Origin of the sequence: Burkholderia sp. Ap-955 (assembly GCF_011753045.1) — a bacterium.
GTDB lineage: Bacteria > Pseudomonadota > Gammaproteobacteria > Burkholderiales > Burkholderiaceae > Burkholderia > Burkholderia lata_D.
Window position 1 is genome coordinate 142,628 of the sequence record NZ_VWWH01000002.1, and the last position, 19,595, is coordinate 162,222.

A 19,595-nucleotide genomic window follows, 5' to 3' on the forward strand; every position below is an offset into this window, starting at 1 on the left:
CAAATTCCTGATTCGACTGTTTCGCTAAACACGCTAAAAGTGCCGACCGAATCCTGCAGTCATGCCGGCAGGCGCATCGGTCGCGCGCATCCCGCGAACCCGGCGACTGCGCGACGCGCATACCCCGCCTTCACCACGCGGCAAACACGTCCTGCGCGATCCCGAAGCCCGTGCTCATCCCGGCGCCGCTCGTCACGACGACGACGCGCGTGCCGTCATCCGGCGCCTCGATCACGCAATCGGCATCGGCTGCCGACGGATAGCTGCCGGTCCAGCGTTCGACGATGTCCAGTTCCGGCACATCGAGCGTCTCGTGCAGCAGGCGCAGGATCTGCGCATCGATCTCCTGCGTCGCGAACGGCAGCGGTGCGGCGCCGTATTCGTGCGAATCGCCCACCACGAGGCTACCGTCGGCGCTCTGCACCGCGATCAGGTGGATGCCGTAACCTTGGCACACGGGTTCCTCCGCCTTCAGGCGCGTGCGCAATGCGTCGGCGGCGGGCAGCGCCGCGAAACCCGCGTAACGCAGCAGGCTCAGGTCGCTCATCACCGCGGCGCGCAGCGCCAGCGGGCGGCGCGGCCGCACGCGCAGCATCTGCAACTGGCACAGCCGCACCGCATGCCGCGCGAACCAGTCGCCGTACAAGTGACGGCTGTCCGCATTGCCGCAGACGATCACGCGCTCCGCGTGCAACACGCCGCGCGACGTGCGCACGGTCGGCGTGCGCACCTCGTGCACCATCTCGCCGTAACGAAACGTCACGCCGAAGCGTTCCGCCAGCCAGGACGCCAGCAACCCGATCGCGGTACGCGGCTCGATGCGCAGTTCATGCGGGCTGTGCAGCACGCCTTGCGCGCCGTCGAGCCGCAACGCCGGCGCCACGGCCGCCGCTTCACCGGGTGTCATGACCCGGCAGCCGTCGGCCATGCCGGTCTGCATGAAGGCATCGATCAGATGCATCGCCTCGGGGCGACGCGCAATCAGGTGGAGGCCCTTGTGCAGCACGTCGATGCCGGCTTGCGGCGCGACGTCCGCCCAGACGTCGCGGCTCGCCCGCGCACGCCGCCAGCTGTGTTCGGCGTGCTGCCCGGTGACGGTGACGAAGCCGAAATTGCGGATCGACGCGCCCACGCATGCGGCATCGCGTTCGATCACGCAGACGCGCAGCCCCTTGAGCACTGCCGTATAGGCATGGGCGAGGCCGACGATACCGGCGCCGACGATGACCACGTCATAAGAGTCTGCCGCTGTGATGGCGTTCACGATTGCACGTTCCTTCTGTCGAGATGACGCGCGCCGCCCTGTCGGGGCGCGCGTATCGGTTGCTGCTTGCCGCGTCCCATGGATGTATTCCCGCGTGCGAGGCGAACCGGCCGGCTCGCGTCGTTCGTTCCCGGGACTGGCGCACGATTCCGCACTGTCGCGACGCGAGATGACATCCGAATGAAAAGCCACAAAACAGCATGAATTGGCAAATTTTGCCACTGAGTCACATGGCGGAAGTTCGCGTCGCCCCGTCGGCTCGCCGCATGGATATGCGCTGTCATCACGTCAAATCGTCGCGCTAGCTGCAGACGCGCAAGATCGCGCCGCTTCCGGTCATCCTCGTCGGCGAAGCAGACTGGCGCCGCGCGGTCGACACCTGGCGTTTCTCGCGGACGAAGGAATGATCGACCGCCGCGACCTCGAGCTGTTCACCTATTGCGAATCCGCCGCGCAGATCTGGCAGGCCATCGGAAGCGGGTATGCGCTGCGTCGGGAACGCGCGCCGGCGCGCTGCGATGCGGGCTCGAAGCGGCGCGCCGTGCAGGAATCCGCCGACGGCATCTGCACGATTCCAACCGCAGCTTCAGGCAAGGCCGATTGAATCGCCCCGTGCCGACGACGATAATGAAATCACCGAGAACGGTTGCACGACCACTCGATCGCAGGCACGAGGAGAGACGTCATGTCACACGCCAACACCCGCACCGCCCCTGACCATGCGTCCGACGCAGCCGCCCTCGACACGCAGGCGCTCGCCGCCCTCGCGCGCGATGCCGGCATGCTCGTGATCCTCGACGGACAGATCGGGCGCGAACGCGACGAAAGCGTGACAGGATCGTTCGCGACGCTGGCCCGTTTCGTGCAGGCGCTGCAACTGTCCGCGCTCAAGGCCGCTTGACGCAGTACGTGGCCGTGCCGCCCCGCCGGCATCCGGTGCGACGGCGGCGGCCCCGTCATCCGATGCAATGGCCGTTCTCCCGCTACCGCTTCATCCGTGCGCCCGGGTTGCCCGCCTCCCGATGACCGTGCGCGGGCCGGCGCCTGCCACGCCTTTCGCCCGGTCGTCTCGGGGATGACGCCGCGATGAACCGGCCCCTGTCCGAGCGCGTCGCCCACCTGCTGCCGGGTGTTGCGCTGCTCATGAACTACCGGCGTTCATGGCTCCCGCGCGACCTCTATGCGGGCCTCACACTGTCCGCCGTGCTGGTGCCGGTCGGCATGAGCTACGCGCAGGCGGCCGGCTTGCCGGCCATCACCGGGCTCCATGCATCGATCGCCGCGTTGCTCGCGTATGCGCTGCTGGGCCCGAGCCGGATCCTCGTGCTCGGCCCCGATTCGGCGCTGGCCGCGCTGATTGCCGGCGCGATCGCGCCGCTCGTCGGCCACGATCCGCAGCGCGCCGTCGCGCTGGCCGGCGCGCTGGCGCTGTCGGCCGGCACGATCTGCATCCTGCTCGGCACGCTCCGCCTCGGCTTCGTCACCGACCTGCTGTCGCGTCCGATCCAGTACGGTTACCTGAACGGCATCGCCGTTGCGCTCGCGATCGGCCGGTTGCCGGAACTGCTGGGCATGCCGGTATCGGGCGGCGACGTGTTCGGCAGCGTGCCGCGCATCGCGCATGCCCTCGTCGAACGCCGGTTCTCCATCGCTTCGGCCCTGCTGGGCATCGGGGTGCTCGCGACCATTTTCCTGATGAAACGCGCGATGCCGCGGGCGCCCGGCATACTGATCGCCGTGCTGGCGGCGACCGTGATCGCGCAGGTGTCGCCGCTGCACGGCGTCGCGACGGTCGGCCTGTTGCCGGCCGGCGCGCCCGTTGCGCACCTCCCGGCCGTCTCCTTCTCCGACCTGGCCACGCTCGCGTCCGGCGCAATCGCCGTCGCGCTGGTGTCGTTCGCCGACATCAGCATGCTGTCGCGCGCCCTTTCCACGCGCGCACGCGATACGCCGGACCGCAACCAGGAACTGGTCGCACTGGGCGGCGCCAATCTGCTGGCCGGCGTGATGCAGGGCTGCGCCGTCAGCAGCAGCGCGTCCCGTACGCCCGTCGCGATTGCCGCGGGCGCGCAAAGCCAGGTCACGAATCTCGTCGCGGCGGCGTGCATCGCGATTCTGCTCGTTGCCGCACCGGCGCTGCTGACCCTGGTCCCGCGCCCGGCGCTGGCCGCCATCGTGATCTACGCGGCGTTCGGCATCGCGGACGTCCGCAGCGTCGTCCGGCTGTACCGGATGCGCCGCGGCGAATGCCTGATTTCGGTGCTCTGCTTTGCCGGCGTGATCGGCATGGGCGTCGTGCCCGGCATCCTGCTTGCCAGCGCGCTGTCGCTGCTGTCGTTCGTGTGGCGCGCGTGGCATCCGTACGATGCGGTGCTGGGCCGGCTGGCCGGCGTGCGCGGCTATCACGACATCGCACGGCATCCCGACGCGATACAGACGCCGGGGCTCGTGCTGTTCCGCTGGGATGCGCCGCTCTTCTACGCGAACGTCGAGATCTTCTGCGAGCATCTGCATGCTGCCATTGCGGCGTCGGCGTCGGCGTCCCCGGTCACGCGCATCGTCGTCGCGTCCGAGCCCATCACCGATATTGACGTCAGTGCCGCGGACCGGCTCGTGGCGCTGTGCGAGGAACTCCGGGAGCAGAAGATCGCGCTGGGCTTCGCGGAGATGAAAGGCCCGGTAAAGGACCGCCTGCGCGCCTACGGGCTGTTCGACGTATTCGGTCCCGCCTGCTTCTTTCCGACCGTGACCGATGCGGTCGCGCATCATGTCGGGGGGCAACGCGAACAGGCGTGCGACGACGAACCGGTCTCGCGTCCCGCTGCGCCGCCTGCCGACGGAGATCAGGCGAACGACTAGGCACATCGCTGCATGCGCGATGCGGCGTGCATTGCATCGGATGACGAACGAAATGCCGGCGCCCGTGCGACACGCTCGCGATCACCGCTGCCGCCGCTTCAGACTGCAAACGTGTTCGACTTCCTCATCTCGACCCACGTCATCCCGACACGCAACCCGTCCAGCGCGGCCTCGCGCTCGGCGTCATGGGTCCGGCTGTGTCGGCGTTCGCCGGAAGCGGGCGTTGACGGAGGTCAACGGTTCGAAATCGTGCGGAAACCGGCAGGCGCCTGGACGCGAGACGCCGGATCATCGCGGCACGCCGCTCACTCGAACCGGCACGCCGCGCGCGGCAGCGCCGCGAGCGTGTCGCTCGACAGTTTCAGAATGCCGTCGAAATTGGCCTGGTTGTCCGCCGGGCAGAAATCCGCGAGCGTCATGCCGTCCGGACGCGTGTATTCGACATTGAACACGGCCTTGTTCAGCGCGACGAAGCCGGCGTAGTCGCCGCACTCGTGGAACCTGTTGCATTGCTCGTTGAGCGCCCAGTCGGCCACTTTCGCCATGACGGCAGCGATACCCGAGCCGTTCTTGAGGCCCATCGACATCCCGCGATCGTGCGCGGCGGCGATCAGCGCCGTGTTGTACCGCAGCTGGTCGTCACACGTCAGCGGAAAGCCGGTTTCCTGGCGATAGCTGTCGTCGAGGTCCGGCTCGATGCCGTCGCAACCCTTTTTCTTCGCCTGGTCGAGCCGCGCCAGCATCAGCGGCATCAGGATCGTGGTCTGGCGAATGTCCAGCCAGCGTTCGTGATCCTCGTATCCTTCGACGGGGTTGCCGAGCACGCTGTCCGGAAACTTGCCGGCGTCGCCACGGGTGTCCTCCCGCCCGCCCACCTCCATGTAGCAGACGACATAGATGCCCTTCGCCTTCAGGCGCTGGATCGTGCCGGCATCGGTCAGCTCCATGTCGACGTCGAACATCTTGCGCGGGTTGTTCACGCCGTCCAGCACGCTCTCGTTGATCCGGTTGCCGTCAATCTGCCATTGCCAGCTCGTGCCGGGCACGAGCGGTTTCCACGCGGTGGCCTGCGACGCGCGCGCCGAGGCCGCTGCAACGGCACTGCCCGGCACGGACGAATCGGAGTCGCCTCCGCACGCCGCGAGCAGCAGCATCAGCACGAATGAAGCGAACGATCTTGCGGACATGACGAATCCTTTGCCTGTTGGCGGCTTGTCAGGATGCGAAGGGGCGAGGAAGACGCGTGCAGCGGGATGCGGGCCAAGGATCTGCCGGTGCTGCGGTGGTACGGGAATGCGCGAGGTACGTGCGGATGGTAGGCGTGTTCGCCGCGCCGATCTGTTCCGATTTGTCGAATTTTGTGGGCGTGGTGGGCACCGGCAAGCCGTCAACCTCGTGATGGCCGAGAACCGCCGACGCGCGGCGACCGCAGCTGGAAAAAATCGGAGTTTTTACGTTGAACACCGTTAACGCATCAAAAACAAAAATAAAACAACTTGGTTTTTCAGAACCAGAAATTGAACCGATGTCACGACATCTTTATTTACAGCATTTCAACCACTCCAATGAATTATTCAATTCCTTAAGGCAATTCGTGGATGCCACCATCATCTCTTCAATCCATTTTCAGGCGACACGAGACACCCTCCCCGAGACCCGCCACACAAGAGAATATCAGCCATTCACTTCATGACTTCACGCTCATTTTCGACAACCATCATCCTCATCATTCAAATGAAATAAACAATGAATAAATGGATTTAATTTGATTGACAATCAAACGTAAGGATAATTAAAGTCGTCGCCGACGATGCGCGGGTCGCCTCTCGATTCGCGCAACCACCCACCATCACCAGGGCAAGCAAGGCGATGAATTCAATTTACGGCAGCACCGCGGGCGGGAACAGCGTCGAGCCCAACGGCGCCCGCCACCGGCAACTCCGGATACGCCGCGGAACGGTGTCGGACACATCGGGAATCTGCGCGCTGTTCGAACGGGAATACGGCGACTCGTCACACCCCTGTCTCGATGCGAGCTATGTGAGGCACGCCGTCTCGAACAAATCGGAACTGTGGTTTGTCGCCGAAGAGGAGACGCAAGCCACGATCGGTTGCATGAGCGTCAGCTACAACGCGCAGAATCGCTCGTGGGAATACGGCCGCGCGATGATTTCCCCGCACCATCGTCACCTGGGCGTCCTGTCGGCGCTGATGCAATTCGCGATCGACACGATGCCGGCCGCGGATCACGACCTGGCATTCGCGATTGCCCGCACCGATATCGCGCTGCGTGCGTTGCTGCGTCATCTCGATGGCGTCGTGGTCGGACACGACGGGTCACCCGACAGCGCGCATGGCGTGCGTGAACATCACGTCATCGCGCTCGAGAAATTCCGCTCGCCGCGCTTCAGGCATTGCCTGCCGCTCTCCCCGATCTTCCGCGAGTCCGAGATCCTGCGCAGCGCGATCCTCGAACCGCTCGGTGTCGCCGGTACGCCGGCACCGTATCCCGATACCTGTTTCTGGGGGCATGGGGACGAGTGTTCCGACGACTTCACGTTTCGTGTCGACGAGCGGGCCGATGCGATCTATCTCTGCCAGCATGCAGGCGGCCCGTTCATGACCGAGCGCGACGTCACGGGCGACCTGCTGCGTTTCCTGAAACGGCGCGGCACGACGACCTATGTCGGCGCGATCGTGCTCGCCGACAAGCTGACCCTGGTCAAGGCGATGCTCGAAGCCGGATTCCGGATCACGGCCTATTTGCCGGCGTGGCACTGGAGCCGCGGCGCGCGCTACGACTGCCTGCTGCTCGCCCGGCGAGACAACGGCTTCGCGAGCAAGAACGGACTCGACGCACACATCGACGTGCTCGATGCAGCCTACCGCGAGATCGGCCAACGCATCCTGTCCACCTGACATCCGCGCCGGCCGCGCGCTGCGCCCCCCATCAATCCACTCAATCGAGGTAGCACATGACCCAAGACGAATGGCGCTCGGTCAAGGCGACATTGCCGAACGGACCCACGGGACACCTGACGCTCGCGCTCTGGTTCGCCGATGTCGCATTGCTTGCCGCTGCGTGGGTGCTTTGGCTCGCCGGCGGGCCCGGACGCATCGCCGCGCTCGTCCTCGCCACGCTCGCGCTGATTCACCTCTATCTGATCATGCACGAGGCACTGCACAACGCCGCATCGCGTACGCGCGCCTGCAACGAGGCCATCGGCCATCTCTGCGGATGGATCATCGGGTTGCCGTACCTGCCGCGACGCAGAACGCATCTGGGCCATCACGCGTGGACCGCGCACCCGACACGGGATCCGGAGAATCGCAAGATGATCCAGAAGTTTTCCGTGATGACGGAACGCGGCGCGCGTACGCTCGAATTCATCTGGCGGCACTGGATCCCGATGATGGCGTTCAATCATTTCCTCAGCCACTGGATCGCACCGTTCCTGCAACGCGACACGCCTGCGCATCGCGCGAAATCAAATACCGAGATCGCATTCAGCGCGATCTACCTGGCCGGTTATGCGGCGGTCGGCGCGCTGGCGTATCGTGCGGGCGTGCTCGGCAGCCTCATCGCGTTCTCGACGATCCTGTGGATCGTGTTGCTGATGGCCGTCGAACTGCTCAACCTTCCGCATCACGCCGAGATCCCGCTGCTGGCCGACGACGCGGCACGCCCGCCGCTCTGGGAGCAGGACGTGGTGTCGCACAGCTGCGCCAACGTTCCCCTCTGGTCACGCTGGGTGATCCTGAATTTCAACCTTCACGTCGCTCATCATGCGTACCCATGGTTGCCGTGGTACGACCTGCCTCGCGCACAACGGCTGCTCGATGCAGTCTCGACGGCCGAGGCGCCGCGCCAGACCCACGAGTGGGCATTCGCCGTGACCAAGCGACGCCGGCCGCTGCTCGAACTGATGGGGCACTTCTTCGACAAGCGTGGCGCGTCGTCCCAGGGCGGACGCTGACCCGCCGCTCCGGCGAGCGCATCCGTCGCGCGCCGGCGGCCCAGCCCTCGACGACAGCGGCGTCCGGTTGCCGGTCGCGGAAATTGGAGACCACGGGAAACGTCATCGCAATGATGCTGGTGCAGACGGCCCGCATGGTCTCCTCCGTGGCGCGGCTTCGTTCACCGGCCAGGCGCCAGGCCGTTGGCAAACCGGTTCGTATAACCGAGCGTACCGACGCCGCCGATGGAGTTGCACGTCGACGATGCGGCGCCGGGCGGACAATCGACGTCACGGTCGAACGACCAGAAGTGGACACCCGCGAGACCATTCTGTTTCACGAACTGCGCAACGGTGTCCGCATCCGCCGGCGTAAAGGTTTCGCCGACCACATCGTTGCCGCCGATCATCGGCGTCAGCTCGATCTGGCTGTACGGTACGCCCCAGTGATCGTGCAGGTTCATCGCCGCCTGGAGCGCCGACTGTCCCATCTGGCAGGTACCGTTCGCGACCACGCAGTTCCCCGCCCCGGCCGACCCGTAGTCCATCGTCATCAGGTCGATGGTGTAGTTCTTCAGGCCGACCGCCTGAATCGCCTGCATGACCCAGTCGCCATACACGTTGAAGCTGTCGGGGGCGCTGGCGCCCCACGAGCTGGCCGTGGTCGCGCCCTGCTGGGAAGGGGCCAGTGTCGCGAGCGTGAAGCTGAAACGCAGGCCGGGATATTTCTGCTGGGCGACTGCCACGCGCCGGACGAGATCGTTGATCACCTGTTGCGTCTGCCCGCCCTCGATATCGAAATCGATCCCGATCAGGTTGTTCGACGCATAGCGATCGATGAAGGCCGCCATGCCCGCATCCGTCCCGCACGTGAACATGCCGGCCGCGCCGCCGGTGGAAATCACGTAATTCACATTGGCCGCGGTGAAAAGCGGCACATTGGCGGCCGCCATCGCGCCGCCGTCGACGCCCGCCCAGTTCTCGCTGCCGCATTCACCGGTCGCGAATGCGAGCGTCAGCGTACGGACACCGGTTGGCAGCACCGACAGCACCGGGCTCATCTGCCCCGTGACGTTCGTCGAGATGACGTTCGTGTTCCAGTTCATCGAAATCGTCGCATCCTTGTACGGGCTATAGACGAATGCCGGCGCCGTGCCGGTGCTCGTCCCAGCCGCCGCGGCAGCGCCGGCGCCGAAAGACGCCCCTGCCAGCAGAAGCGCCAGCGCGCCCCCCACGGTCGATCGCTTCATGAATCCGGTTTTGTTGTTCCTCATTTTCATGCCCTCCATTCCGATTTGGTTCATGGTTTCCTCTTTTTCGATTGACAAAGCTCCGCCCAGGTCGAATTCAAAAGAAATCAACCTTACAAATTGCCATTCGATGAAAAATTTCTATACTGATTCTGCTTTTTATATCAACGACGAAAAACGCCACGACTTCGGTCGATGTTAATGAAGCATGTCATCCCCACTTTCGTTCAGAACCGGATGTCCCCGACAACGTGATGCAAGCGGTATCGTTAAATCGTCACGCCGGCCCGAGATGGTGGGTCTGCCGCAAGGTGGCCAATGTAGTAAAGCTTCAATCCGGCGCCCCCGCGTCGTTTTGTTATACTACATAATCATCAGGCAGCAACCCTGGAACCGATTATTTCCATTCATATCGAAACCTGAAAATATTCAGGCGATCACATTGCCATCTTGCAATTGTCGCCATTCGATAATTCAAACAGATATCTCGCAGCCATTTGGCCGATTGTTTGAATCGGCGAAATTCAGATGACATGCTTTTGCCTCATTGTTTTGACGACCGACCTGTGATGACGTGACGTTGCCGTTCCCACCCTTGATTCATCCACCGAACCCGGAGGCCGAACATGACCGTCAATGTCGCCACCCAAGCGTCGACCCGCACCGCCCAACTGGTCACCCGGGTGTACGCGAGACTCCTGCTGGTCGGCTTCGCGCTGGCGCCTGGCTATCTGATCGCCTACCTGTACTTCTTCCAGGATCCGTCGCTGAGATTCGAGAATCACGCCTTTCACGAACTGGCGATCGCGGCCGCCACGCTCGAAGGCGCGTTCGTCACGTATGTCTGCTGGCGCTGCTATCGCCTGTCGGGCGAGCCGTTGCTGCGCTGGTTGACGCTCGGCTTTCTCGGCTTTTCCGTCATCTACGCGTTGCACGGCGCGTTCACCGGCATGGCGCATCACAATATCTGGCTGTTCCTGCTGTACGGACCGGCGTCGCGCCTGACCATGTCGATCCTGATCCTCGTCGGGCAGCTTACCTACAGTCACAAGGCCGACAGCGCGACAACCCGCGCCAATCCCCGCATCTGGTTACCGTGGCTCGCCCTGTTCGGGCTCGTCGACGTCGCGGTCGCCGTGATCGCCTACTCGCCGGTGGCCGGCCACCCGTGGGTACGCCTGTCGATGGAGGGCGGCGCATTGCTGCTTTCGGCCGTGAACGTCATCGCGCTGGTCATGCGCCGCATCCGCTCGCCGCTGATGACGATCTACGGCATTTCGGTCACCGCGTTCGCGCTCTCCTCGCTCGCCTTCATCCTCGGGCGGCCGTGGAATCACATGTGGTGGCTGGCGCATGCGATTTTCGCGGCCGGCTTTTTCCTGCTCAGTTTCGGCGTGGTGCAGGCCTTTCAAACGACCCGTTCGTTTTCGAAGATCTACAGCCAGGAAGAACTGTTTGCCCGGTTGAGGGAAGCGATGGCGAGAACGGAGCACGCGCTGCAGGCACTTCAACGGACCAACGAAAAGCTCGAGCATCTGGCGGCCACGGACCCGCTCACGGGCGCGACCAACCGGCGCCAATTCATCGAAAGCGTCCAAGCGGAAATCAACCGCGCAAAGCGCCATGGCGCGCCGTTCTCGTTGCTCGCGCTCGATCTCGACCACTTCAAGGCGATCAACGACAGTTACGGCCATCAGGCGGGCGATCAGGTGTTGCAACGCTTCGTCAACAAATGCGCCGATGCGATCCGTCCGTACGATGGCGTGGCGCGGATGGGTGGAGAGGAATTCATGGTGTTGCTGCCGCAAGCCGCCCTGGACACCGCCCGGTCGATCGGCGAACGCATCCGCGCGGCGATCGCGGACGCGCCGTTCGAGGCCGGCGTCGGCGAACCGGTCAAGGTCACCGTCAGCGTCGGCGCCTCCGAATTCGGCCGGGACGGCGAGACGATCGACGCGATCCTGCGCAAGGCGGACGAACGCCTGTACCGCGCGAAGCATCAAGGTCGCAACCGGGTGGTCGCCGGGTAGCAGGTCGGCGTGTCGATGCCGTCAACCGCGTCCGTGTCAGGCGTTCTTCACTCCATGACGCCCCGGCCATCGCCGGGCGCGCCATGTCGCAGCCGTATCAGAACGGACTGCGTGTCGAATCGCCATTGGTGAACGTCGCGTCGACGACCTGATAGAACGCCATCGCCGTATCCGCGACTTCCCAGACCGCGAGGATCACGTGGTAACCGCTACGCATCGGCAACCGGCATTGATGAATGGTCGGCTGCTGCGGCACCAGGTTCGCGTTCGGATCCCAGTAAGGCTGGCCGGGATTCTGGATCGTGCAGAACGGCGTGGGCTCGAACTGCGCGCGCGTCAGCTTTTCCGACGGGTTCCAGTCGGCGCGTGTAATGAAGTAGTTCCAGCGACGCGTCTTGTGCACGGCGCTGAATTCCCATTTGAAATTCTGCAACGCGCCCGGCCGCAGCGGGATCTTCTGCCAGCGGCTCGGCGACTGCTCGTTCAGCACGGGCAGCGGGCCATTCGTGCTGGCGCCGGCGATTTCGCCGTCCGGCGGCGGTGCGGCATTCTTCGCGTCGGCCGGCGCGAACGGATCGGACAGGCCGCTTTGCGTCGCGGGGAAGAACTTGCCGTTCTCCATCGCGTTCGCGTGCCAGGCGTCGACGTGACAGTCCGGATTCTGCCCTTGCGTGCACAGCACGATGCGCGAAGGCGGTTCGGTCAAACGGCCGTGCGCGTGAGCACCGGCCGCCGCGACCAGCAATGCCACGCCGGTCAACGAGCGTGACATCACGGAAGCAGCATATCTGCGGATGATCTTGTTCATGAGCCCTCATGCCATGGATATCGGAACGGATATGCGCGCATCGCGCCTGCCGCAAGATCCCGGGCAGGGATGCCTGTCGACGCGTCGTCGCGCACACGGATCGGCAAAAGCGGCAGCCAGATGAAGCCACGGCAAGCGATGATTCATCGCCACGCTTTCTGACAAATCACTTTCACCGAACCGAACCTTATCCACAAAAATCGGAAAAATAAACGTCCCGCATGGATAGCTTTTTAATTTTAATCAAACACCTGAATCGTTTTCCATTCCGACCTTCTTTTATCCATATTTAAATCCTGATATTGAACAAATCGCCATTTCATTTAAAAATCCGATAGCGATCGTTCGGCAGGCCGATTTGCCTTTTGGCACTCGTTGTCGAATATCGCGACGAGGCGTGGACGGATTACACAGGACCTGCGCGAATCACACGGCTAGCCTTGACTTCAGGCACGGCATTTCGCTCGCCAGGGGTCATCATTCCGTTCGCATTCCGAATGCTTCTGGATTGTCATCCGATCACCCGAGCGTGATGCCGACCGATTCGCCGCTGGCCGCCGACGTCTTCGTTCACGAATTCGTCAAGCAGCCAATCCCGTCGACGAAGCAACCGTGAGATCCCGGTTGAACTGCGTCATGCAGTTCAGGTCGAGCGCGCGAATCTGCTCGGTCATGAAATCGACGAAGATGCGGATGCGCGTCGGCAGGTGTTGCCGGCTCAAATAGCAGATGTAGTGGCCGCGATCGTCCGGCACATGCTTCGCCAGCGCGACGACGAGTTCGTTCGACGCGAGATGGTCGCGAATCTGGTAGCCGGCCATCTGCGCGATCCCCGCTCCGTTCAGCACCGCGCGCAATACCAGGTCCGAGTCGTTGAACGTGAGGCGCGAGGTCGGCAGGTACTTCCGCGGGCGGCCGTCGACATTGAACTCCCATTCGAACAGGCGTCCGCTCGCGAACCTGAAATTGATGCACGCGTGCCGGTCGAGGTCTTCCAGGCTCTGCGGCAGCCCGTGCCTCGCCACGTACGACGGCGCCGCGCAGAGCGCCATCTGCATCGGAATCAACTGGCGGGCGATGATGCTGGAATCCTCGATGCGCCCGTTGCGGAACGACACGTCGATCCGTTCGGACACCAGGTCGATCGGCCGGTCGTCGAGCAGCAGGTCGATGACGATGTCCGGGTACGCGTCCGCGAATTTTGCCAGCAACGGCGCCACGACCTTCCTGCCGAATCCCACGGCCGAGCTGATGCGAATGAGGCCGCGCGGCGGCCCTTGCCGCAACTCGAGCATGTCGTTCATGGCTTCCACGATCTGCGCCACGCCCTGATGGCAGTTCTCGAAGAATCGCCGGCCCTCGCACGTCAGTTCGGTCGTGCGCGTGGTCCGCTGGAACAGCCGCGTGCTCAGCTGGGCCTCCAGCTTCTGGACGTTCCGGCTCACGGCCGGCCGCCCGACGCCGAGCCGTTCGGCGGCCTTGGTGAAGCTTCCCTCGCTCGCGACGGCAACGAATGCCAGGATGCCCGCATAGCTCGCACCAAAGCTCGCCGACAGGGCATCGGCACGACCGGCCAGGTCGCGCCGCACGCTGTACTCCGATGGTTCCGAATGATTCATTTCCCGCTGCCCCCATGCCAATCATCCCGATTGCCCGCTCTCCGCGGGTGCCCGCGAACCGTCACACGTGCGAACGCGAATCAGCCTCGTGCCAGCCACTGGTCGAGGCCGATGCGGCCGAGTCGCGCATTCCCGAGCGGCACCAGCGAGGTTTCCTCGACGCGGCCGCCGTAGTAGCGGGCCTCGCGATCGGTCACCACCGCGCGCGGATCGCCGACCGACTTCAGGTAGCGCGCGACGATCTCCGCGAACGGCGCGCGATCCGGGCCCGCGATCTCGACCGTGCCGTTCTGCGGCACGGCGAGCGCGATCTGCGCGACGAGCGCCGACACGTCTTTCGCGGCGATCGGCTGAAACAGGCCGTCGCCGATGCGGACCGTGCCGTCCTGCGTGCTGAAGTCCGCAATGCCGCCGATGAATTCCATGAATTGCGTCGCGCGCACGATCGTGTACGGCACGCCCGCCGCTTCGATCGCCTGTTCCTGCGCGACCTTGGCCAGGAAATAGCCGTTCTCCGGCATCCGGTCGCAGCCGACGATCGACAGCGCGACGTGATGGCGCACGCCCGCGGCCACTTCGGCCTTGCCGAGATTGCGTGCCGACGTGCGGAAGAAGTCCAGTACCGCCTGCGGCTCCCACGACGGCGCGTTCGTCACGTCCACCACGACATCCGCGTCCGTCAATGCATCGGTCAGCCCCTCTCCCGTGACGGTATTGACGCCGGTGCGCGGCGAGGCGGCCAGCGCCTGATGACCCGCTTCGGCGAGCAACGTGACGACACGCGAGCCGATCAGGCCCGAACCACCGATGACAACGATCTTCATCGCACAATCTCCTGACGAATGGATTTGACTGGAATGCGACAGGGCGTGACGGGCGCCGGATCCGGAGAAGGCGCTCACGACCGTCGCATCGCGTGACGCAATTGTGGAAGAATCATGTCCTATCCATCAGTGCCAAGAATCGGCGATCGGACTAGTCCAAGCGGGATCCGATCCTGTCCCTGCGCTCATTACCAGAGAGGCCGTGATGTCCACGCCCACCCTTCCGCTGACCATCGAAATCGACCGGCAGCACCAGTTGCCGCTCTATCTGCAGATCTGCGAGCGGTTCAGGGCCGCGATCGCCGCCGGTCACCTGCGCCCCGGCGACCGCGTACCCGCGCTGCGCGGCCTGGCGACGCAACTGAACACGGCGCGCGGCACCGTCGAACAGGCCTACACGATCCTGGTCGACGAGGGCTATCTGCAAATGCGCGGCGCGGCAGGCACGTTCGTCTCGCCGTCCCTGCCGATCTCGCTGACCCGCACGTCGCCTCCGCGCACCGGCGCACCGACGAATCGGTCCGGCGAACAGGCGGGCCCGCCTCGGGCGTCGGCGCCGCCGGCCCCGTCGATCCCGCCCGCCCACATCCTGCCGCCGCGGCGCCCGCAGCCGATCGCCGTCGCGCTGAGCGGCGAGCCGAGCCCGCTGCAACCCGGGCTCCCAGCACTCGACGCGTTTCCGCGCAAGGTCTGGCACCGGCTCGTGTCGCTGCGCGCGCGCAGCGGCGAACGCGCGCTGCTCGGCTATCCGAATCCGGCCGGCTACCGGCCGCTGCGCGAACACATCGCCACCTATCTGACGCTGTCGCGCGGCGTCACCTGCGTGCCGGACCAGGTCTTCGTCACCGGCGGCTACCGCGCCACGCTGGAACTCATGCTGCGCAGCCTCGCCCGGGCGAACGATCGCGTGTGGTTCGAGGATCCCGGCTATCTGCTCGCCCGCGGCTTCCTGTCCGAGACCGGCGTGCAACTCGTCCCCGTGCCGGTGGACGACGAAGGGATCGACGTCGCGCGCGGCATGCAACTGGACCCGCAAGCCCGCTTCGCACTGGTGACGCCGTCGCATCAGAGCCCGCTCGGGCATACGCTGTCGCTGTCCCGCCGCATCGCGCTGCTGGACTGGGCCGCCAAAACGTCGGGGTGGATCATCGAGGACGACTACGACAGCGAGTTTCGTTATCTCGGCCGCCCGCTGCCGGCGTTGAAGAGCCTTGACCGACGCGATCACGTGATCTATTGCAGTACCTTCAGCAAGGCGATGTATCCCGGCCTGCGGCTCGCCTACGCGGTCGTGCCCGAGCGCGCGGTGGAGCGGGTCGAGCGCGTGGCATGCAGCATGAATGCCGGTTCGCCGCCCCTCCTGCAGGCCGCCCTCGCCGACTTCATCGAACAGGGTCATTTTGCGCGGCACCTGAAGCGGATGCGCGCGCTGTACGTCGAGCGCCGCATGCTGATCGTGCACGCGCTGCGGCAGGCGTTCGGCGAGCGGCTGATCGTCGAATTGCCGGCGGGCGGCATCCAGTTCGCGGTGCAGTTCACCGACGGGCCCGACGGGCCGGTCGACGACGTCGCCGTCGCTGCCCGCGCGCGCGAAGCCGGCCTGGCGGTCCTGCCGCTGTCGATCTGGTATACGAACAGCCACACGCGGCAAACGCCGCGCGGCCTCGTCATCGGGTTCGCGAACATCGTCGACGCGGACGAAGCGCAACGTCACGCGCGAACGCTGCGCGCCTGCCTGGACCGCTGACGCGCAGCGCGCAACGGCCGGGCGCCGCGTCACGATCCCGATTGGTGCCCGAAGGGAAACATTGATTCGCCCGGGACGGCCATACCGCCGCCGCTCGTGCTCCTCTAGCATGGAGCCGTTTTCCCGTAAGCCCGCCAGGGCTCGTGCCGCACCGGAAGATCGCCGCATGGCTCGTGCGATCGTGCGCGCCACGCGTCCCTGGCGACGATATCTGCCCGGGGCCGCGCCGCCCCCGTTCGCAACACGCTTCGACGCACGACTGACCGGGAATCGAAGCGGCGCCGAACTCGAGCACGCATCATGGACGACAAGAAGCTCAAGGCCCCTGCGCTTTCCCTCCTCGACCGGTATCGGGGCGAGGCGTTTCAGCCGCTCTATACGACGAGCGTCACCGTGACCGGCGGCGAGACGGGACACGGCCGCGCGTCGGGCGTCGTTCGATCCGACGACGGCAACCTCGCCCTCGATCTGCGCTTGCCCGCCGAACTCGGTGGCCCGGGCGGCGGCACCAATCCCGAACAGCTGCTCGCCGCCGGCTACGCCGCGTGCTTTCACGGCGCGCTGAACCTGCTCGAGCAACGCGCCGGCACGGCGCCGGCCGAGACCGACGTGGAGGTCCGGGTTTCGTTCGGCCGTGATCCGATGGACGGCGGTCATGCGTTGATCTTCGAGGTTCGTGTCCGGATGCGCGGCGTCGAGCGAAGCATCGCCGAAGAGCGGGTTCGCGCCGCGGAGCGCCTGTGCCCGTACGCCAAGATGGCCAGGCAAGGCGCCGCGAATGTCGTGACCGTCGTCGACTGACCCGACGCGCGTCGTGCGCCGCCGCGCGGTGCGCCCCCTGCCTTCGCCGCCGTCGCCTCGTGCCTGGCCGCCCCCGCTACGCGTCTCGCGACACGCTGAGTCCTCGATGAGGCCAAAGACATGCATCTCGGAAAATCCTACAAGCTGGCGGAATTCCTGATCTGGACGCGCTGGAAAGTTTACGAGCTCCTCGTTTTCGGGACCGTCCCGGTCGTCCTGTACACGTTCTTTTCGGTCAGGTGCTTGTCGATCCCGCTGACGATCGTGGCGCTCCTCGGCACCGCGACGTCGTTCATCGTCGGCTTCAAGAATGTCCAGACGTACAACCGCGCCGCGGACGCGCTGGACATCTGGACCGGCATCCTGGGCAAGAGCCGTCGCTGGGGCCAGGTCGTGCAGGACTTCGTCGGCGACGAAGAGATCGCGCGAACCCTGGTCTATCGCCACCTTGCCTGGCTCACCGCGCTGCGCTACGACTTGCGCCGCCCGCGCGTCTGGGAAAGCACGAACAAGCGCTACAACGCGGAATACCGCCGGTTCTATCGCGTTCCGGAGTGGGAAAAGGACATCCGGGAGCTGCTCCCGGCATACCTGCCGCCGTCTGAAGCGGCACAGGCGTGCGCGTCCGCGTCGATCGCGATGTTCGTACTGAGCCTGCAACGCCGCACGCTCACGATGCTGCACACGGCCGGCCGCCTCGAAACGAGCTTCTACATGGACCTGCACAAGACGATCGGGGATTTCACCGACCTTCAGTCGCGCGCGGAGCGTTTCAAGAATTTCCCGTATCCGCGCCAGTACGCGACCGTCAGCTCGCTGTTCGTCCGATTCTTCTGCCTGTCTTTGCCGTTCGGTCTGCTGAACGAATTCAACCGGCTGAACGACGGCGTGAGCGGTTTCATGCACGGCTACATGGTCTGGCTGGTGGTGCCGTGCAGTGTCGCGGTGTCGTGGATGTACACCTCGCTCGACCAGGTCGGCGAGAGCACCGAGAACCCGTTCGAGGGCGGCGCGAACGACGTGCCCATTTCAACGCTGTGCGGCACGATCGAACGCGATCTCAGGGCGATGCTCGGGGAACACGCGGGTGCGCCGTGCGGCGACACGATCATCGCGCTGTAGCGAACCGCGCGCCTTCCCGCTGCGCTCGCCATCGCGCCGCCGAGCGTCTCGTGGAACGGCGCGATGGCCTGCGCGCAGGCGGGGTCGTTCACGCTCGACTGCCCGGCATGCCGGGCAGCGTGCAGGGTCGTCCGGTTGTTCCGGCCGGTCGAGATCGGCGACGTGCCGACGCCCCCGGCATGGATTGGTGCCGAAGCGGCAACAGAATGCGCACCTGTCGGGCACTTCTGGCCCGCGGGGCCCGCGATTACGATGGTGGTCAGGCAGGCCGTGCGTGGGGCGCCACATGCACGGCCGGCAGTAGCGATTCCACATTTAAGGAGAACGGATCATGACCCAACGTATCAACTACTTCCAGCAATCGCCGGAACTGACCAAGAAGCTCGTCGAACTCGACGGGCTGTTTCAGAAGACGACGATCGAGACGCCGATCCGCGAGCTCGTCGAGATTCGCGCGTCGCAGCTCAACGGCTGCGCGTTCTGCGTCGACATGCACACCAAGATGGCAAAGATCCACGGCGAGCGCGAACTGCGCCTGCATCACGTCGCGATCTGGCGCGAGTCGACGCTGTTCTCGCCGCGCGAGCGCGCCGCGCTCGCATGGACCGAAGCGCTGACGCAGATCCCGTCGCACGGCGTGCCCGACGAGCTCTACGAACGCGTGCGGGGCCACTATTCCGAGAAGGAGCTGTCGGATCTCACCGTCCTCGTGGGCGCCATCAACTGCTGGAACCGGCTGAACGTCGCGTTCCGCGTCGTGCCCGGCTCGTTCGACAAGATGTTCGGGCTCGACAAGGCCAACCTGGAGTAACGACATGAAACGCCTCATGCTCGCGCTTGCACCGCTCGCGCTGTCGCTCCTGGCTCCCGTTCAGCCGGCCGCCGCCGCCCCGCACGCCACGGTGACGCAACTGACCACGGAGCCGTTGCCCGAGTATCCGGGCAAGGAAGTGGAGATGATCGCCGTGGACTATCCGCCCGGCGCCGTCGATCCCGTGCATCGCCACGATGCACACGCATTCGTCTACGTGCTCGACGGCAGCATCGTGATGGGCCTGAACGGCGGGAAAACGGTCACGCTCCATGCCGGCGACACGTACCATGAAGGACCGGACGACGTGCACACGGTCGGACGAAACGCCAGCAGCACGAAGCCGGCGAAATTCATCGTGGTTCTGCTCAAGAACAAGGGCGCGCCGGTTCTTACCCCGGTGAAGTAAAGCGATCGCCGCCTGGGCCCGGCAATGCCGGGCCGCCACGCAGGCATCCTGACGGCAAGCATGGGGCGCCGCCGGGCAAAGCGCGATCGGGCTTG

General features: G+C 65.0%; 17 protein-coding genes and 1 pseudogene. 12 read left to right on the forward strand and 6 right to left on the reverse strand.

All coding sequences use genetic code 11. The annotated features are described in order from the left end of the window. Window positions 1-130 precede the first annotated feature (130 nt). Complete coding sequence (locus F3J15_RS01700; RefSeq protein WP_345891459.1) at window positions 131-1,264, reverse strand: TIGR03364 family FAD-dependent oxidoreductase; 1,134 nt, start codon at window positions 1,262-1,264, stop codon at window positions 131-133. Window positions 1,265-1,569: 305 nt separating this feature from the next. Here F3J15_RS01700 and F3J15_RS01705 point away from each other — a divergent pair. The 3 genes and pseudogenes from F3J15_RS01705 to F3J15_RS01715 form a co-directional block, all read left to right on the forward strand. Continuing rightward, window positions 1,570-1,868, forward strand: a pseudogene (locus F3J15_RS01705) (hypothetical protein); the annotation flags it as partial. A gap of 81 nt (window positions 1,869-1,949) precedes the next feature. Then, window positions 1,950-2,165: a hypothetical protein gene (locus tag F3J15_RS01710; protein ID WP_166886952.1), complete on the forward strand. Its 216-nt coding sequence runs from the start codon at window positions 1,950-1,952 to the stop codon at window positions 2,163-2,165. Between the two features lie 185 nt (window positions 2,166-2,350). Beyond that, window positions 2,351-4,123: a SulP family inorganic anion transporter gene (locus F3J15_RS01715; protein WP_166886955.1), complete on the forward strand. Its 1,773-nt coding sequence runs from the start codon at window positions 2,351-2,353 to the stop codon at window positions 4,121-4,123. A 305-nt stretch (window positions 4,124-4,428) separates the two neighbouring features. Here F3J15_RS01715 and F3J15_RS01720 read toward each other — a convergent pair whose 3' ends face one another. Further along, window positions 4,429-5,310: an endo alpha-1,4 polygalactosaminidase gene (locus F3J15_RS01720; protein ID WP_166886959.1), complete on the reverse strand. Its 882-nt coding sequence runs from the start codon at window positions 5,308-5,310 to the stop codon at window positions 4,429-4,431. 269 nt (window positions 5,311-5,579) lie between these two features. On the opposite strand from F3J15_RS01720, the gene F3J15_RS01725 reads away from it, so the two are divergent. The 3 genes from F3J15_RS01725 (at window position 5,580) to F3J15_RS01735 (ending at window position 8,100) form a co-directional block, all read left to right on the forward strand. Continuing rightward, on the forward strand, window positions 5,580-5,816 hold the full coding sequence (locus F3J15_RS01725) for a hypothetical protein (RefSeq protein ID WP_166886962.1): 237 nt from the start codon (window positions 5,580-5,582) through the stop codon (window positions 5,814-5,816). A 266-nt stretch (window positions 5,817-6,082) separates the two neighbouring features. Beyond that, window positions 6,083-7,042: a GNAT family N-acetyltransferase gene (locus tag F3J15_RS01730; protein ID WP_345891458.1), complete on the forward strand. Its 960-nt coding sequence runs from the start codon at window positions 6,083-6,085 to the stop codon at window positions 7,040-7,042. Window positions 7,043-7,098: 56 nt separating this feature from the next. Further along, complete coding sequence (locus tag F3J15_RS01735) at window positions 7,099-8,100, forward strand: fatty acid desaturase (protein ID WP_089487406.1); 1,002 nt, start codon at window positions 7,099-7,101, stop codon at window positions 8,098-8,100. 161 nt (window positions 8,101-8,261) lie between these two features. Here F3J15_RS01735 and F3J15_RS01740 read toward each other — a convergent pair whose 3' ends face one another. Beyond that, entirely contained in the window at window positions 8,262-9,440 is a 1,179-nt protein-coding gene (locus F3J15_RS01740; RefSeq protein ID WP_240158609.1) for a glycosyl hydrolase, read from the reverse strand. Window positions 9,441-9,955: 515 nt separating this feature from the next. Between F3J15_RS01740 and F3J15_RS01745 the strand changes: the two genes are divergently transcribed. Then, window positions 9,956-11,359 (forward strand): GGDEF domain-containing protein, encoded by a 1,404-nt coding sequence (locus F3J15_RS01745; RefSeq protein WP_166886968.1) that lies wholly within the window; start codon window positions 9,956-9,958, stop codon window positions 11,357-11,359. Between the two features lie 97 nt (window positions 11,360-11,456). On the opposite strand, the gene F3J15_RS01750 is transcribed toward F3J15_RS01745, so the two are convergent. The 3 genes from F3J15_RS01750 to F3J15_RS01760 all read right to left on the reverse strand — a co-directional run bounded on the left by F3J15_RS01750 (window position 11,457) and on the right by F3J15_RS01760 (window position 14,610). Next, window positions 11,457-12,131 carry a lytic polysaccharide monooxygenase gene (locus tag F3J15_RS01750; RefSeq protein ID WP_089449550.1) on the reverse strand — a complete coding sequence of 225 codons (675 nt, stop codon included), beginning with the start codon at window positions 12,129-12,131 and terminating at the stop codon, window positions 11,457-11,459. Window positions 12,132-12,748: 617 nt separating this feature from the next. Beyond that, a complete protein-coding gene (locus F3J15_RS01755) occupies window positions 12,749-13,786 on the reverse strand; it encodes a LysR family transcriptional regulator (protein ID WP_166886971.1) in 1,038 nt (345 codons plus the stop codon). An 80-nt stretch (window positions 13,787-13,866) separates the two neighbouring features. Beyond that, window positions 13,867-14,610 (reverse strand): SDR family oxidoreductase, encoded by a 744-nt coding sequence (locus F3J15_RS01760; protein ID WP_166886973.1) that lies wholly within the window; start codon window positions 14,608-14,610, stop codon window positions 13,867-13,869. Window positions 14,611-14,815: 205 nt separating this feature from the next. On the opposite strand from F3J15_RS01760, the gene F3J15_RS01765 reads away from it, so the two are divergent. The 5 genes from F3J15_RS01765 to F3J15_RS01785 all read left to right on the forward strand — a co-directional run bounded on the left by F3J15_RS01765 (window position 14,816) and on the right by F3J15_RS01785 (window position 19,500). Next, entirely contained in the window at window positions 14,816-16,357 is a 1,542-nt protein-coding gene (locus tag F3J15_RS01765) for a PLP-dependent aminotransferase family protein (RefSeq protein ID WP_166886976.1), read from the forward strand. A 300-nt stretch (window positions 16,358-16,657) separates the two neighbouring features. Beyond that, window positions 16,658-17,158, forward strand: coding sequence for an Ohr family peroxiredoxin (locus tag F3J15_RS01770; RefSeq protein WP_166886979.1), 501 nt, complete (start codon window positions 16,658-16,660; stop codon window positions 17,156-17,158). A 120-nt stretch (window positions 17,159-17,278) separates the two neighbouring features. Then, window positions 17,279-18,280: a bestrophin family ion channel gene (locus tag F3J15_RS01775; RefSeq protein WP_166886982.1), complete on the forward strand. Its 1,002-nt coding sequence runs from the start codon at window positions 17,279-17,281 to the stop codon at window positions 18,278-18,280. Window positions 18,281-18,611: 331 nt separating this feature from the next. Continuing rightward, window positions 18,612-19,091, forward strand: a complete 480-nt coding sequence (locus tag F3J15_RS01780; RefSeq protein ID WP_069250092.1) for a carboxymuconolactone decarboxylase family protein — start codon at window positions 18,612-18,614, stop codon at window positions 19,089-19,091. 4 nt (window positions 19,092-19,095) lie between these two features. Continuing rightward, entirely contained in the window at window positions 19,096-19,500 is a 405-nt protein-coding gene (locus tag F3J15_RS01785; protein WP_089487414.1) for a cupin domain-containing protein, read from the forward strand. The last annotated feature ends 95 nt before the right edge of the window (window positions 19,501-19,595 follow it).